Below are 15,533 nucleotides of genomic sequence, written 5' to 3'. Positions count from 1 at the left end.
GGTTTCGCGTGCGCGGGCCTTGTCGCCCATCGTGGCGATCACCTGCGAGTCCGGGCCGACGAAGATCAGGCCGGCCGCCTCGACCTGCGCGGCGAAGGCGGCATTTTCGGACAGGAAGCCGTAGCCGGGATGGATCGCGTCCGCGCCGCACTGCCGCGCGGCGTCGAGGATCGCGGCGGGATTCAGGTAGCTCTTCGCCGCGTGTGACGAGCCGATGTGGACGGCTTCGTCGGCCATGCGCGCGGCGAGGCTGTCGCGGTCCGCGTCGCTGACCACGGCGACCGCACGCATGCCTAGCTCGCGCGCGGCACGGATCACGCGCACCGCGATCTCGCCGCGGTTCGCGACCAGCACTGTGCGGATGCGCGACGGCCGGTAGAACGCGCTGGAGGAGGTTGCCGGATTCATCGCATCACCCCTCGATCCGCATCAGCACCTGGCCCGCGTCGACTGGCTCGCCGTCCTCGACGAGCAGTTCGACAACGCGCCCTGCCGCATCGGTTTCGATCTCGGTGAACTGCTTCATCACCTCGACGAGGCCGACCACCGCGCCGGCGGCGACCGTCGCATCGACCGCGACGTAGTAGTCCGCATCGGGCGACGGACGCCGGTAGAAGGTGCCCGGCAGCGGGCTGACGATATCGTGCAATGCCATCGTGTGTCTCCTTGAATCAGTGATGGGCGGCGAGCGGTTGCGGCCCGGCGGTCCGGATGCCTTCGCGGATCAGCGCGTGGCGCGTTTCGCGCACGAGGTCGAGCGCGCCCGGCGTGTCGCTGTGGATGCAGACCGAATCGAAATCGATGTCGATGTCGTCGCCATCGATCGTCCGCACCTTGCCGTCGATGCACGCGCGCAGCACCTTGTCGGCGACCTGGCGCGGATCGAGGCGGCCGACGCGGCGCGTGAACACGATCGAGCCGCTGCGGTCGTAGTCGCGATCTGCGTAGAACTCACGGACGACCGGCTGCCCGTACTCGACGGCGACGCGGTACGTGACCGACGCCTCCATGCAGTACAGCCACAGGCCCGGATCGACGCGTTGCAGCGTTTCGATCAGCATCCGCGAGAACGCTTCGTTGCCTGCCGCATGCATGTAGAGCGCGCCGTGCGGCTTCACGTGCTGCAGGCTGACGCCGTTCAGGCGCGCGAACTCGCGCAGTGCGCCGAGCTGGTACAGGATGTCGTTGACGAGCGCCTGCGGCGTTTCGGCGATCGTGCGGCGGCCGAAGCCGACGAGATCGCGAAAGCCCGGGTGCGCGCCGATGCCGACGCCGGCGTCGCGCGCGAGCTGCACCGTGCGCGCCATGATGTTCGGATCGCCGGCGTGAAAACCGGTGGCGATGTTTGCCGAGCTGATCAGCGGCATGATCTGCTCGTCGACGCCGTCGCCGATCGTCCACGGGCCGAAGCCTTCTCCCATGTCGGAGTTCAGGTCGACGCTGTGCTTCCTCATACGATGTGCTCCTCCTGGTTCTCCGGTTCGCGTGCGTCGTGGCGCATGCCGAAACCGTGTTGAACGCAGGTTAGCCGCGTGGGGTGCGTCAAAAAAGTTCTATTTTTATATGCGACCGTATCGATTTTTTCGATACCGTGGAAAACGGCTGCCAGGTGCCGCCGCAGCAGGGTCGGCAGGGTTTCCACGAGGTCTGGTTCATGGGCACGGCACGGTTGTTATGATGTTTGTCGCGTGTCCATCTGTTTTCTCATCGACCATGGCCCTGACCCTCAGACAGCTCAAGTATTTCGTCGCGACCGCCGAGCTCGGCCAGATCTCGCAGGCCGCGATCCAGCTCACGATTTCGCAGTCGGCCGTGACGAGCGCGATCAGGGAACTGGAGGACAGCCTCGGCACGCAACTGTTCCTGCGCACGCCGTCGGGTGTGACGCTCACCGACACGGGGCGGCGCTTCCTGAATCACGCGTACACGATCCTGTCGTCGGTTGACGAGGCGATGCGGATTCCGAACCTCGAAAGCACACTGGCCGGCACGCTCGCGATCGCCGCGAGCTACACGGTGCTCGGCTATTTCCTGCCGCACCACGTGCTGCGCCTGAACACGCTGTATCCGCGGCTGACGATCCACCTGCACGAGCTGAACCGCGAGTCGATCGAGGAAGGGCTGATCGCGGGCCGCTACGACATGGCCGTGCTGCTCACGTCGAACGTGTCGAATCCGGCGCTCGTGCTGGAGCCGGTGATTCACTCGGTGCGGCGGCTGTGGGTCGGCGCGCATCATCCGCTGCTCAGGCACGAGAGCGTCACGTTCGCGGAAGTCGCGCGCGAGCCGTTCGTGATGCTGACGGTCGACGAGGCGGGGCAGACGGCGCTGCGTTACTGGAACGAGACGCCGTACCGGCCGAACGTGATCCTGCGCACGTCGTCGGTCGAGGCGGTCCGCAGCATGGTCGCGAACGGCAGCGGCGTCGCGATCCTGTCCGACATGGTGTATCGGCCGTGGTCGCTCGAGGGGCGGCGCATCGAGACGATCGTGCTGCGCGATGCGGTGCCGCCGATGAGCGTCGGTCTTGCCTGGCGCAAGGACATCGAGTTGAGCCCCGCGATGCACGCGGTGCGCGATTATTTCCGGCACACGTTCATGGAGCCGCGCGCGCTCGGCGGCGCGGCCTGAACGACGGGGCCGGATACGGAAAAGCCGGGGCATCCCCCGGCTTTTCCGTTTGCAGATCCGGCCCGACGGCCGCTCCGCTTACGCGTTCGCCGACATCGCGTCCGCGTCGCTCGCGCGGATGCCGAGGCGCTCGAACAGCGCGCGATCCTTCTGCGACTGCGGGTTGCTCGTCGTCAGCAGCTGGTCGCCGTAGAACATCGAGTTCGCGCCGGCGAGGAAGCACATCGCCTGCAGCCCGTCGTCGAGCTGTTCGCGGCCGGCCGACAGGCGCACGACGGCCTTCGGCATCGTGATCCGCGCGACCGCGATCGTGCGCACGAATTCGAACGGGTCGAGCGGCGCGGTGCCTTCGAGCGGCGTGCCTTCGATCGCGACGAGGTTGTTGATCGGCACCGAATCCGGATACGGGTTCAGGTTCGCGAGCTGCGAGATCAGGCCCGCGCGTTCGCGGCGCGATTCGCCCATCCCGATGATGCCGCCGCAGCACACGTTGATGCCGGCGTCGCGCACGCGGTCGAGCGTGTCGAGGCGATCCTGGTAGGTACGCGTCGAGATCACCTGGCCGTAGAACTCCGGCGACGTGTCGAGGTTGTGGTTGTAGTAGTCGAGGCCCGCATTCGCGAGTTCCTGCGCCTGTTCGTCTTCCAGCATGCCGAGCGTCATGCAGGTCTCGAGGCCGAGTTCCTTCACGCCGCGCACCATCTCGGTCAGCGCCGGCATGTGGCGCTCCTTCGGGTTGCGCCACGCGGCGCCCATGCAGAAGCGGCTCGCGCCGTTCGCCTTCGCCGCGCGGGCGGCATCCAGCACCGCGTCGACGTCCATCAGCTTCTCGGCCTTCAGGCCCGTGTCGTGGTGCGACGACTGCGAGCAGTAGCCGCAATCTTCCTCGCAGCCGCCCGTCTTGATCGACAGCAGCGTCGACAGCTGCACCGCGTTCGCATCGAAGTGCTCGCGGTGCACCTGCTGCGCGCGGAAGATCAGGTCGTTGAACGGCAGCTCGAACAGCGCGACGACGTCGGCGACGCGCCAGCGTTGCGAGGCCGGAGCGGCCACGGGAATCGCGTCGGGTTGCACGGTGGCGGCGGTCTGGGCTTGGGTCATATCGTTTTCCTGTCCTGGTCGGGGATGAGGGATCGGGGGATCTGTTTCTGTCGGGTCAATGCCGCGCGGTGCGCAGCGTATCGACGAGCGCGGCGATGTCGAGCATCGCCGCGGCGGATTCGGGGGCGGCCGGGCTCATGTGCGGAATGCGGCCGAGCAGCGGCGCGCCGTGCTCGCGGGCGAGCCAGTCGCGCATCGTCGCGACGTTCTCGTCGGGGAACGACATCGCCGGGTCGACGTGGTTCGCGACCCAGCCGGCGAGCTTGAGGCCGCGTTGGCGAATCGCGTCGGCGGTGAGCAGCGCATGGCTGATGCAGCCGAGCCGCACGCCGACGACGAGCACGACCGGCACGCCGAGCGCGACCGCGAGATCGGCCATGTCCTGCGTGTCGTTCATCGGCACGCGGAAGCCGCCGGCGCCTTCGACGACGACGATATCCGCGCGCGTCAGCGCTTCGCGATGGCACGCGACGATCGTGTCGATGTCGAGCGTCACGCCTTCCCGCGCGGCGACGATATGCGGCGCGGCCGGTGCCTTCAGCAGGAACGGCGTGCGCAGCTCGGGCGGCAGCACGACGTTCGCGGCCGCGTCGAGCTGGTCGGCGTCCTCGTTGCGCCACACGCCGTCGCGTTCATATGCGCCGGCGGCGACGGGTTTCAGCGCGGCGGCACGCAGGCCGTGCCGTGCGAAGCCGTGCAGCATCGCGGCCGACACGAAGGTCTTGCCGATTTCGGTGTCGGTGCCCGTGACGAAAAGCGAAAGCGGGGCGGTCATGCCGCAGTCTCCCGCCGGGCCGCCCCAAGGGAGGCTGCAGCCCCCTCGGGGGGCAGCTCACGAAGTGAGCGTGGGGGCGGTTCCGTCTCCCGCGGGGCCGCGTCAGCGGAGGCGGCGGCTCCCTCGCTGGCTTCGACCAGCGCGGCTTCGAGCCGCGCGAGATCGTCGAACGAATGCGCGGCCGACAGCGACACGCGCAGCCGCGACGTGCCGACGGGCACCGTCGGCGGCCGGATCGCGGGCACCCACAGGCCGTGCGCGTCGAGCGCGCGCATCGCCGCGAGCGTCGCGTCGTTGCTGCCGATCACGAGCGGCTGCACGGCCGTGCGCGAATCGACCGGCTGCCAGCGTGTATTGCGCAGCAGCGCGCGCGTGCGTTCGATCAGCGCGGCGAGATGCGCGCGCCGCGCATCGCCTTCGTCGCCCGCGATCACCTTCAGGCTCGCGGATACCGCGTGCGCGACGGCCGGCGGCGCGGCCGTCGTGAAGATGTAGCTGCGCGCGCGCTGGATCATCCATTCGATTACCGTCTCGTGCGCGATCACGAATGCGCCCGCGACGCCGGCGGCCTTGCCGAGCGTGCCGACGTACACGAGATGCGGCGAACGCAGCGCGGCGGCCGCGAGCGCGCCGCGGCCCTGCGGGCCGAGCACGCCGAAGCCGTGTGCGTCGTCGACGACGAGCCACGCACCATGGCGCTCGGCCAGCGCGACGAGTTCGGCGAGCGGCGCGATGTCGCCGTCCATGCTGAACACGGTGTCGCTGACGATCAGCTTCGTTTCGGCATCCGACGCGTCGAGCAGCGCGGCGAGCGCGGCCGTGTCCGCGTGCGGATAGACCTGTATGTTCGCGCGCGACAGCCGCATGCCGTCGATCAGCGACGCGTGGTTCAGCGCGTCGGAGAAGACGGTGGCGCGCTTGCCGGTGAGCGCCGTCATCGCGGCGAGGTTCGCCATGTAGCCGGTGCTGAAGTACAGCGCGCGCGGCGCGTCGGAGAAGCCGCCAGAGAAAGCCGCGAGTTCCTCTTCGAGCGTCGCGTGCGCGCGCGAATGGCCGCCGAGCAGGTGCGAGCCGCCGCTGCCTGCGCCGTAGCGCTGCGCGCCTTCGGCGAACGCGGCGACGAGCGCCGGATGCGCGGCGAGGCCGAGATAGTCGTTGCTGGCGAAGCCGACGATCTCGCGGCCGTCGACGGTCATGCGCGCGTCGCACGCGGTGTCGGCGGTGCGGCGCACGCGGCGCAGCCCCTGGGCGTCGAGATCGGCGAGGCCGCGTTGCAGCGTGTCGAGCAGCGGGTGCGTCATCGTGCGATCTCCGCGAGCGTGGCGTCGAGCGTGTCGCGCGTGCGTTGCGCGAGCCACGCGATGTCGTCGTCGCTCATTACGTACGGCGGCATCAGGTACACGGTCGTGCCGATCGGGCGCAGCAGCAGCTCGCGTTCCAGCGCGCGTTCGAAGAAGCGTCGCGAGAAGCCGCGCGCCGCATCGCCGTCGAGCGCGACGTCGAACGCGAACAGCGTGCCGCGCTCGCGCAGGTGGCGTACCTGCGGATGTGCGTCGAGCGGCGCGAGCGCGGCTCGCAGCGTGGCCGACTTGCGCGCGTTCGCCGCGAGCACGTCGTCGCGTGCGAAGAGGTCGAGCGTCGCGACCGCCGCGCGGCACGCGAGCGGGTTGCCGGTGTACGAGTGCGAGTGCAGGAAGCCGCGCGTCGTGTCGTCGTCGTAGAACGCGGCGAACACGTCGTCGCGCGTGAGCACGAGCGACAGCGGCAGGTAGCCGCCGCTGATGCCTTTCGACAGGCACAGGAAATCGGGCCAGACGCCGGCCTGCTCGCACGCGAAGAAGGTGCCGGTGCGGCCGCAGCCGACCGCGATCTCGTCGGCGATCAGGTGCACGCCGAATTCGTCGCACAGCGCGCGCAGCCCGCGCACGTACGACGGATCGTGCATCGCCATGCCGGCCGCGCACTGCACGAGCGGCTCGACGATCAGCGCGGCGATCCGGTCGCCGCGCTCGACGAACAGGCGCCGCACGTCCGCGAGCGCGCGGCCTGCGACGTCGGCGGCCGTTTCGCCCGGCAGCGCGCCGCGCGCGTCGGGCGACGCGACGACGTGCGCATGGCGGATCAGCGGATCGTACGCGTCCTTGAACAGCGCGACGTCGGTCACGCCGAGCGCGCCGATCGTTTCGCCGTGATAGCTGTTCGCCACGCAGACGAATTCCTGCTTGTTCGCGCGGCCGCGGTTGCGCCACGCGTGGAAGCTCATCTTCAGCGCGATCTCGACGGCCGACGCGCCGTCCGACGCGAAGAACGCATGGCCGAGCGTGCGTGCGGTGAGCGCGTGCAGCCGCTCCGCGAGCTCGATCGCGGGCTCGTGCGTGCAGCCGGCGAGCATCGCGTGCTCGAGCGTGTCGAGCTGGTCCTTCAGCGCCGCGTTGATGTCCGGGTTCGCATGGCCGAACAGGTTCACCCACCACGAGCTGATCGCGTCGAAATAGCGGCGGCCGTCACGGTCGTACAGCCACACGCCCGCGCCACGCGCGACGGGGATGAGCGGCAGGCGCTCGTGGTGCTTCATCTGGGTGCAGGGATGCCAGACCGCGCGCAGGCTGCGCGCGACCCAGTCGTCGGTGGCTGGCGTACTCAAGGCGGCTCCGGGGGATAAAACGGCCGCGCGGCATCGATGGGATGCCGCGCGGCGGGACAACGAAACGCGCTGAGATTAGCGTGTTCCGCGACGGGTTGCACTACCGGTTACAAAGGCCGCGGAGCCTTGCTGGGCGGGAGTTCGGCGCAGATCGGAGCGGCTCGGGACGGTACGGTTCAGAAGTCCGGAAATGACCGCAGATGACGACGTTCGAGTGAGACCCCCCAACCGAAAAAAATCGGGGGGCGGGCGGTGCGGCAGGGGGGGAATCGGGGAGCGAAGGGGCGAATCGGGTGGGTGTTGTGGCCCCAACGTGACCGGAAGGCGAATGACTGAAAGCGGTGACGAGGGGCGCGCTCGGGCCGGCATCCGACGCAAACGCGGCATGCAGCGCGTGCGCGAAGCGATGAAAAGCGGGGGAAAGGAAAAGCGAAACGGGGCAGCGAAGGCCGCCGCCCGTCAGCGCGAAGCCAGCGCGCGCGTATCGATATCGCGTGTCGTGCCGGCGTCGCCGTTGTCGGCCGTCTGCGTGTTCGTGTTCCACACGACCCGGTCGTTGACCGCATACAGCCGGCACGCGCCCGCGCCCTGCTTCGCGCAGTTGTCGAGCGCGAGCGCCATCGGGTCGTCGCCGCCTTCGGCCCACGACCATGCGCCTTCCGACGACACCGCGAACGCGCGGCTCGGATGCTGGTTCAGGAAGCGGCGATAGCCTTCACGGCCGGCTTCGTCGACGTACGGCACCGCGTTGACCGCGTCGATCGACGCGTAGCCGGTGGCTTTCGGCTCGTGCGGGTTCGCGACCGCGTAGCGCACAGAGGTCGGCAGGTTCAGCTGCGCGAGGAACGCGTTGACGGCCGGCCACCACACGGGCACGCCGTCGCGATCGACGATCAGCCGGTGCGCGTCGTCCTTGTAGCGGCCGAAATCGATGAACTGGGCCTGCGTGCCGTGCGACACGTACGCGTCGTGCATCTGCGCGACGAGCCCGGGCGTCCACACCGAATCGTTGTCGCCGTACAGCCACAGCGACCGCACGGACGTGTGCGCGCCGTACTGGTCGAACGCGTCGACGAGGTTGCGCTGCCAGCCGTCGCAGAGGTCCTGGCGCAGCCCGCCGGAGAAGTTGATGATGCCGCGCACGCCCGGTGCGGCTTCGGTGCCGTACGCGACCGATACGAGGCCGCCGTGCGACGTGCCGGCGACGACGATGCGCGACGCATCGACGTACGGCTGGCGCGACATGTAGCGCACCGTCGCGTCGACGTCGGCCGCCTGCGCGAGGCCGTTCTTGCCGACGTTGCAGCCTTCCTGCTGGTACGTGCCGTCCGAGCCCGCGAAACCCTGGCGGTTCGGCGCGATCACCGCATAGCCGCGGCGCACGAATTCGCGCGCGAACGCGAGCGGCCGGCTGCGCGGCTGCAGATGGAGATCGCCGGTGTTCTTGCCGTGGTTGAAGACGACGAGCGGGAACGGGCCGGGGCCGTTCGGCTTGAAGAGCGTCGCCTCGAGCGTGATGGCGCCCGATGCGTCGGCCGGAATGCGGAGGATCTGTTCGTTCAGGTCGGCGGCGACCTGCGGCAGGTTCGAATCGCCGTAGTCGAAGCGTTCGGCATGGGCGAGCGACCCGCTGGCGCCGGCGCCCGTCCCCGTATTGACGTTCGGCAGCGTACCGGCCTGAGCGGCCGACAGCGCGCAGGCCGCCATCCATCCCACCAATACCTTGCTGAACGCCATTCGTAAGCCCTGCCATGCAACATGACTGATCTGAGGGCCATCCTAGCCCGACAAATTCAGGTTGTGCAATGCGGGAATTACCCGGCGTCTGACACAGCAACTATTTGTCAACGTTCACTTACTTCGCCGTCGACGTAACGCCAGAAACCGTGCTCGTCGCGCTCGAAACGGCTCGTCTCGTGGAGCCGGTAAGCGCGTCCGCCGATCTTGTAGCGGGCCACGAACTCGACCTCCGCGTGCCGTTCGTCGAGCGGCGCGTGGCGTTTGACCGCGAGGCCGAGCCAGCGCGTCGCGTCGGGCGCCTCGGGGTCGGTGTCGAGATCGGGCGGGCAGGTGCGCGCAGCCCACGTCGCGCGCAGGTAGTCGGTCGCGCCGAGCACGTACGCGCTGTACCGCGAACGCATCAACTCGAGTGCGCTCGGCGCGGCTTCGCCGCCGTCGATGAAGCGGCCGCAGCAGGCCGCGTAGCGGGGCGCCGGCGCTTTGCCGGCGGGAGCGGGGGACGCGCCGCCGCACGGGCACGCATCAGGTCGGTTCAAAATCATGCGAAACGGGAATTAACGACGTCTGGTTGTCGGCTGACTACCGGCTGACTACCAACTCAGCTCGATGCCGTCGTACTGGAAGAAACGGCCGTTTGCCTGCGACACGTCCGCGCCGGATTCGGCGATCACGCGGCGCATGCCGGTCACGCTGGTTTCCGGATCGATCGCGGCCTGCGCGCCGCCCATGTCGGTGCGCACCCAGCCGGGATGGAGCGAGATGCACGCGGCGTGGCGCGTCTGCAGCGACGCGATGCGCAGCACGTCGTTCAGCGCGGCCTTGCTCGCGCGGTACAGCCAGCCGGTCGTGCCGGTCGCCTCGGCGATGCTGCCCATCCGGCTCGACACGACGGCGAGCACGCCGCGTGCGTCCTCGACGAGCGGCAGCAGGATCGGCAGCAGCTGCATCGGCCCGCGCACGTTCGTATGCATCACCGCGTCGAAATCCTCGGCGGTGATCGTCTCGACGCCCTCGGTGCGCGGCCCGTAGACGCCCGACACCATCACGGCCGCATCGAGCCGCTCGCCGTCGAGCTTCCAGCCGAGCGCCGCGATCTGCTCGGGCTGCGTGATGTCGAGCGCATGTGCTTGCGCGCCGAGCGCGCGCAGCGCGTCGAGCGAGGCATCGTCGCGGGCGGTGGCGATCACGTTCCAGCCGTCGCGCCGGTATTGCCGGACGAATTCGCGGCCGAGGCCGCGCGATGCACCGACGATCAATGCGGTTTTCATGCCCGTCGCTCCTTTGCTTGGCGCCGCCCTGGCGGTACCGGTGTCAGATCCGTTCGATGCGGGGCGCGGCCGCGTGGCAACGGCCGCCCGGCGGCTTGCGCGTTACTTCGCGTCGTCGCACGGCTTCAGCGTGTCGGCGACCGCCTGCGCGACGCCTTCGAGCCGCCGCGCGGCGTCCGCCGCGATCATGTCGTTGTCCGGCGCATGGTTGCCGCCGGCGGTGAGCGCGGCCACGCAGCGCTTGTAGGTCTCGTCGAGCGCGTCGAAGTTCGACACGGCCATCCCGAGGTTGCGCATCCGGCCGTCGTGCACGCCGTACACGAGCCCGTGCACGGTGAGCGACTGGCCGCGGGCCCACGCGTCGTTGACGATCGTCGTGCGGCATACGTTGACGACCTGCTCGATCGCGTTCAGCTCGATCAGGCGGCGATAGCGCGCTTCGCCGACCGGCCAGTCCTCGAGCAGCGCCGCGTGACGCTCGCGCACGTCCTGCACGTGATGCAGCCAGTTGTCCGCGAGGCCGACGCGGCGGTTGAGCAGCGCGGCATTCACGCCCGAGCAGCCGTAGTGGCCGACGACCATGATGTGCTTCACGCGCAGGATGTCGACCGCGAACTGGATCACCGACAGGCAGTTCAGGTCGCTGTGCACGACCACGTTCGCGATGTTGCGATGGACGAACACTTCGCCCGGCGGCAGGCCGATGATCTGGTTCGCGGGCACGCGCGAATCCGAGCAGCCGATCCACAGGTATTCCGGCGCCTGCTGGTCGGCGAGACGCGCGAAGAACTGCGGATCGTCTTCGAGCTTGCGTTTGACCCACGCTTCGTTGTTGTCGAACAGGTGAGAAAGCGGATTGTCTTGGGTGTTCATCGGTGTGGCTTCCGTTGACGGAAATCGGGTCGGTATCGGTATCGGGTTCGGTGTAACCGGCGTCAGGCGGCGCGCTGCGCGTCGCCTTCGCCGTCGTTCTGGTCCGTCGCGCCGAAGCGCTCGGGGTAGCGCACGCTGAAGCGCAGCGATGCGTCGTAGGGATAAAAATCGGGCAATTCACCCTGCAGCAGCTTGTCCTTGCTGGCCTGCCACAGCGCGGGATCGAAAAAGTCCGCGTGATGCTTCATGAAGACGTCGCGCACGCGCGGGTCGCCGAGCAGGAACGGCCCGTAGGTCTCCGGAAAGATGTCGTGCGGGCCGACGGTATACCACGGTTCGCCGGACAGCTCGTCTTCCTCGTTGCGCGGCGGCGGCACGCGGCGCACGTTGCAGTCGGTCAGATACTCGATCTCGTCGTAGTCGTAGAACACGACGCGGCCGTGGCGCGTGACGCCGAAGTTCTTGTACAGCATGTCGCCGGGGAAGATGTTCGCCTTCATCAGCTCCTTCACGGCGTTGCCGTATTCCTTCACGCCGTGCTCGATGTCGGTATCGGTGCCGTTCTGCAGGTACAGGTTCAGCGGCGTCATCCGGCGCTCGATGTACAGGTGCCTGATCACGAGGTTGTCGTCCTCGTATTCGAGCAGCGACGGCACTTCCTTTTCCAGCTCGCGCACGAGCGCGTGGTCGAGCCGCGCGAGCGGCAGCGCGACGCTCGAATACTCGAGCGTATCGGCCATCCGCCCGAGGCGGTCGTGGCGCTTCACGAGCTGGTACTTCTCCATGATCTGCGCACGCGTCGTTTCCTTCGGCGGCGGGAAGTGATCCTTGATGATCTTGAACACGTACGGGAACGACGGCAGCGTGAACACGAGCATCACGAGGCCCTTGATCCCGGGCGCGATGATGAAACGGTCGCTCGAATGCGACAGGTGGTGCAGCAGGTCGCGGTAGAACAGGTTCTTGCCCTGCTTCTGCAGGCCGACCGACGTGTAGATCTCCGCCTTCGGCTTGCCGGGCATGATCGTGCACAGGAAGTCGACGTACGCGGACGGCACGCCCATGTCGACCAGGAAATACGAGTGCGAGAAGCCGAAGATGATCATCAGCTGGTCGCGGCGCAGCAGCACGGTGTCGAGCGAGAGCACGCCCGGACGCACGTGGCGGATCGGCACCGCGAACGGCAGCACGCGGTCGGCGTTGATGATGCGGCCGACGATGTACGCGCTCTTGTTGCGGAAGAACAGCGACGACAGCACGTGAATCTGGAAATTCGGCGCTTCGTCGAAGTGGCCGAATTCGTCGTGGATCGCCTGCATCACGCAGCCGATGTCGCGCGGGAGATCGTCGAACGCCGGTTCGAGCTGGAAGTTCGTGACGATGCGCTCGAGGGTGGCCGCGAGCCCGTCGGTGCCCGGATAGTACGCGCGGTAGGTCGGCTTCGCGGCCGGCTCGTCGTTCTCGAGATACTCGGTCGAGATCGCCGGGCGCACGAAGATGAAATCGTTGCTGAAGTACGAGCGGTGCAGGATCTTGCAGCACACCGAATTGAAAAACGTCTCCGCACACTCGGGCTGGCGGTGCGACGTGAGCAGGCCGATGTAGTGCAGCTTGATCTGCTGCCACACTTCGTCGTCGATGTTTTCCGCGTCGTATTCGTCTTCCAGCACCTCGACGCATTCCTTCACGCGATCGTCGTACGACGTGATCCGCTCCCGCGCAAGCCGCTGCAGCCCGTGCCAGTCGCCGTGCTCGAACAGCGTCTTCGCTTCGACGGCCGCGTCGCGGAAGATCCGGTAGTGGCGGTCGAAGTTTTCGAGCATCGTCTGCGCGACGTCGAAACCGATCTGCGAAGACAGCAGTTTGGGGAAGTGATTCATTGCGTGCAGGCTCGTTCGGGAGGGGCTGTAAGCACTCGCCATTTTAGCGCCCAAGTCGGCGTTTCAATGACTTTCGGGGTAACGCGCCCACGGCCTTCAATCGGCGCGTTGTTCGCCGTTGCGTGCCGTTCGGTGCATCTTCGCGTAAAGATACGGGTACGGAACCGATTCTGGCACGAACTTTTTTTGACGGGGCGGCGGCCGCCGGGCACGCGTCGAGCGCGACGGCGATAGAATCGACGCGACGCCCGCCGCGGCCTGCCGCCGGCGCGCATTCGCACCGATAACGACGAGACGCCCCACCGATGAACGCACTGGAACACCAACTCGACTACCCCTTCGCCGACACGCTGCCCGCCGCGGGCGACACGTTCGAGGTCGCGCCCGGCGTGCGCTGGCTGCGCATGCCGCTGCCGTTCTCGCTCGATCACATCAACCTCTGGCTGCTGCGCGACGAGATCGACGGGCAGGAAGGCTGGACGATCGTCGATTGCGGGATCTCGTCGGAGGCGATCCGCACGCACTGGGAACAGATCTTCGACACGCATCTCGACGGCCTGCCCGTGCTGCGGGTGCTCGTCACGCACTGCCACCCCGATCACTTCGGCCTCGCGAACTGGCTGTGCGAAGGCGGCGACAAGGGCCGCTGGAACGTGCGGCTGTGGATGACGCTCGGCGAGTACCTGTTCGGCTGCCTGATGGCGGCCGGCAACGGCTCGAACGCGGGCGGCGCGGCGGCCGCCGATCACTTCGCGCGCCACGGGCTCACCGATCCGGCCGCGCTCGACAAGCTGCGCAACCGTCGCAACTACTACTCGGATCTCGTGCCGGCCGTGCCGCCGCGCTACCGGCGCCTGCGTGAAGGCGATGCGGTGACGATCGGCGCGCGCACCTGGCGCGTCGTGACCGGCTTCGGCCATTCGCCTGAACATTGCGCGCTGCATAGCGAAGCGGACGGCGTGCTGATCTCCGGCGACATGGTGCTGCCGCGCATCTCGACGAACGTGTCCGTGTTCGACCTCGAACCGGAGGCGAATCCGCTCGCGCTGTACCTGCAGTCGCTCGGCCGTTACGAGACGATGGCGCCCGATACGCTGGTGCTGCCGTCGCACGGCAAGCCGTTCCGCGGCGTGCGCACGCGCATCGCGCAACTGCGCGAACACCATGACGCGCGCCTGGCCGAAGTGCGCGTCGCGTGCGCGGAAAAGCCGATGAGCGCGGCCGACATCGTGCCGATCATGTTCCGCCGCCGCGAACTCGACATCCACCAGATGACGTTCGCGCTCGGCGAGGCGCTCGCGCACCTGAACCTGCTGTGGCTCGCGGGCGAACTCGTGCGCGAGCAGGGCGACGACGGCGTGCTGCGGTTCCGCAGCGCCGGCTGACACCGCTTCGTTCTCCTCATGCGACGGGTTCGTAGCGCCACCCGTCGCGATGCCATTGCATCGTGTGCGTCGGGTCGAGCGCCGCGAGAAACGCGGTGTCGTGCGAAGCGACCACGATCGCGCCGGGGAAGCCGGCCAGTGCGGCCTCGATCGCGCGCACCGATTCGAGATCGAGGTGGTTGGTCGGCTCGTCGAGCAGCAGCAGTTGCGCGGGCGTGCCGCGCCACAACGCGCATGCGAGCGCGGCCTTCAGCCGTTCGCCGCCGCTCAGCTGACGCGCCGGTTGCGTCGCGCGCGCCGCATCGAGCTGCAGCAGCGCGAGCCGGCTGCGCAGCTCGCCTTCGGCGAGCGGCGTATCGAGCAGCCCAAGTTGTTCGACGATCGAGCGCTCCGGATCGAGCAGCGCGAGCCGCTGGTCGAGATACGCGACGCTCACGTGCGTCGTGCAGGTGCCCGAGCATGGCGCGAGCTCGCCCGCGAGCATCCGCAGCAGCGTCGATTTCCCGCAGCCGTTGGGGCCCGTCAGCGCGATGCGCACGGGGCCGCTCGCCGACCACGTGATCCCATCGGCGGCGCCGGCGATGCCCCACGGCAGTCGCGCGCGTTCGAGCGTGAACAGCTGGCGGCGTGCGCTGACCTCGGTGCCCGGCAGCGACACCAGCACGGGCGCATCGGCTTCGACGCGCGCGGCCGCCTGCTGCACGCGTTCGTCGAGCGTCGCCTTGAAGTCGTTCTGGTGGCGCCGGACCTGCCCCATGATGTTGCGCGCCGCGCCCTTGCGGCTTTGTTTTGCCCCCGACGACAGGTTGGCCGTCTTCGCATCGCGCAGCGACGCGGCCGCGTGGCGCTGGATCGTGTCGTGTTCCTGTTCGAGCCTGCGCCTCGCGCGTCCGCGTTCGGCACGCGCGTTGTCGAGCGCCGCTTGCGCGGCATCCTGATCCGCGTCGCGCTGCGCGCGGTAGAACGCGTAGTTGCCGCCGTACGAGCGCACGCCTTGTGGCGTCAGCTCGACGATGCGCTGCACGTCGGCGAGCAGCGCACGGTCGTGGCTCACGATGACGAGGCCGCCGCGCCAGCCGTCGAGTGCCGCGCGCAGCCACGCGCGGCCCGGCGCGTCGAGGTGGTTGGTCGGTTCGTCGAGCACGAGCAGGCCGGCACCGGACAGCAACGCACCGATCAGCGCGACGCGCGCGCGCTGCCCGCCGCTGAGCGCCTGCGCGGGCGTGTCGGCGCGCA

Annotated in this window: 16 protein-coding genes; 2 read left to right on the top strand and 14 right to left on the bottom strand. The window is 68.4% G+C overall.

Going from position 1 to position 15,533, the window contains the following annotated elements; translation table 11 throughout:
* The 4 genes from DPV74_RS31130 to DPV74_RS31115 all read right to left on the bottom strand — a co-directional run.
* On the bottom strand, nucleotides 1-408 hold a 408-nt coding region (locus DPV74_RS31130), incomplete at its 3' end, for a biotin carboxylase N-terminal domain-containing protein (protein WP_276140484.1).
* A gap of 4 nt (nucleotides 409-412) precedes the next feature.
* Nucleotides 413-655 (bottom strand): acetyl-CoA carboxylase, encoded by a 243-nt coding sequence (locus tag DPV74_RS31125; protein WP_021157410.1) that lies wholly within the window; start codon nucleotides 653-655, stop codon nucleotides 413-415.
* Between the two features lie 16 nt (nucleotides 656-671).
* Complete coding sequence (locus DPV74_RS31120) at nucleotides 672-1,454, bottom strand: 5-oxoprolinase subunit PxpA (protein WP_027788993.1); 783 nt, start codon at nucleotides 1,452-1,454, stop codon at nucleotides 672-674.
* Nucleotides 1,451-1,642: a hypothetical protein gene (locus DPV74_RS31115; RefSeq protein WP_124919793.1), complete on the bottom strand. Its 192-nt coding sequence runs from the start codon at nucleotides 1,640-1,642 to the stop codon at nucleotides 1,451-1,453. Before DPV74_RS31115 ends, DPV74_RS31120 begins: the two co-directional genes overlap by 4 nt.
* Nucleotides 1,643-1,713: 71 nt before the next feature.
* Between DPV74_RS31115 and DPV74_RS31110 the strand changes: the two genes are divergently transcribed.
* Nucleotides 1,714-2,631 (top strand): LysR family transcriptional regulator, encoded by a 918-nt coding sequence (locus DPV74_RS31110; RefSeq protein ID WP_027788994.1) that lies wholly within the window; start codon nucleotides 1,714-1,716, stop codon nucleotides 2,629-2,631.
* A gap of 78 nt (nucleotides 2,632-2,709) precedes the next feature.
* Here DPV74_RS31110 and bioB read toward each other — a convergent pair whose 3' ends face one another.
* The 9 genes from bioB to aceK all read right to left on the bottom strand — a co-directional run bounded on the left by bioB (nucleotide 2,710) and on the right by aceK (nucleotide 12,912).
* Nucleotides 2,710-3,732, bottom strand: a complete 1,023-nt coding sequence (bioB, locus tag DPV74_RS31105) for a biotin synthase BioB (protein ID WP_021157406.1) — start codon at nucleotides 3,730-3,732, stop codon at nucleotides 2,710-2,712.
* 55 nt (nucleotides 3,733-3,787) lie between these two features.
* Nucleotides 3,788-4,507, bottom strand: a complete 720-nt coding sequence (gene bioD, locus DPV74_RS31100; RefSeq protein ID WP_111938925.1) for a dethiobiotin synthase — start codon at nucleotides 4,505-4,507, stop codon at nucleotides 3,788-3,790.
* Nucleotides 4,504-5,808 (bottom strand): 8-amino-7-oxononanoate synthase, encoded by a 1,305-nt coding sequence (gene bioF, locus DPV74_RS31095; RefSeq protein ID WP_119338579.1) that lies wholly within the window; start codon nucleotides 5,806-5,808, stop codon nucleotides 4,504-4,506. The genes bioD and bioF overlap by 4 nt, the downstream gene beginning before the upstream one ends.
* The gene (gene bioA / locus DPV74_RS31090) at nucleotides 5,805-7,151 is read right to left on the bottom strand and encodes an adenosylmethionine--8-amino-7-oxononanoate transaminase (RefSeq protein ID WP_059492011.1); all 1,347 of its coding nucleotides are present in this window, start codon (nucleotides 7,149-7,151) and stop codon (nucleotides 5,805-5,807) included. The genes bioF and bioA overlap by 4 nt, the downstream gene beginning before the upstream one ends.
* Nucleotides 7,152-7,610: 459 nt before the next feature.
* On the bottom strand, nucleotides 7,611-8,888 hold the full coding sequence (locus tag DPV74_RS31085) for a dienelactone hydrolase family protein (RefSeq protein WP_119338577.1): 1,278 nt from the start codon (nucleotides 8,886-8,888) through the stop codon (nucleotides 7,611-7,613).
* A gap of 107 nt (nucleotides 8,889-8,995) precedes the next feature.
* Nucleotides 8,996-9,433, bottom strand: coding sequence for a YchJ family protein (locus tag DPV74_RS31080; RefSeq protein WP_119338576.1), 438 nt, complete (start codon nucleotides 9,431-9,433; stop codon nucleotides 8,996-8,998).
* A 48-nt stretch (nucleotides 9,434-9,481) separates the two neighbouring features.
* Nucleotides 9,482-10,159 carry an SDR family oxidoreductase gene (locus DPV74_RS31075; RefSeq protein WP_021157400.1) on the bottom strand — a complete coding sequence of 226 codons (678 nt, stop codon included), beginning with the start codon at nucleotides 10,157-10,159 and terminating at the stop codon, nucleotides 9,482-9,484.
* A 102-nt stretch (nucleotides 10,160-10,261) separates the two neighbouring features.
* A complete protein-coding gene (gene can, locus DPV74_RS31070) occupies nucleotides 10,262-11,032 on the bottom strand; it encodes a carbonate dehydratase (RefSeq protein WP_059695311.1) in 771 nt (256 codons plus the stop codon).
* Between the two features lie 62 nt (nucleotides 11,033-11,094).
* Nucleotides 11,095-12,912, bottom strand: coding sequence for a bifunctional isocitrate dehydrogenase kinase/phosphatase (aceK, locus tag DPV74_RS31065; RefSeq protein WP_060208787.1), 1,818 nt, complete (start codon nucleotides 12,910-12,912; stop codon nucleotides 11,095-11,097).
* Between the two features lie 305 nt (nucleotides 12,913-13,217).
* Here aceK and DPV74_RS31060 point away from each other — a divergent pair, with 305 nt between their 5' ends.
* Nucleotides 13,218-14,297, top strand: a complete 1,080-nt coding sequence (locus DPV74_RS31060; RefSeq protein ID WP_119338575.1) for an MBL fold metallo-hydrolase — start codon at nucleotides 13,218-13,220, stop codon at nucleotides 14,295-14,297.
* A 16-nt stretch (nucleotides 14,298-14,313) separates the two neighbouring features.
* On the opposite strand, the gene DPV74_RS31055 is transcribed toward DPV74_RS31060, so the two are convergent.
* A partial coding sequence (locus tag DPV74_RS31055) for an ATP-binding cassette domain-containing protein (protein ID WP_162923183.1) occupies nucleotides 14,314-15,533 on the bottom strand: 1,220 nt, incomplete at its 5' end.

The organism is Burkholderia sp. HAN2018 (genome assembly GCF_024704855.1).
Classification (GTDB): Bacteria; Pseudomonadota; Gammaproteobacteria; order Burkholderiales; family Burkholderiaceae; genus Burkholderia; species Burkholderia cepacia.
The sequence above is the reverse complement of the archived record's forward strand: the minus strand, read 5'-3'. Positions and strand labels throughout refer to the sequence as shown.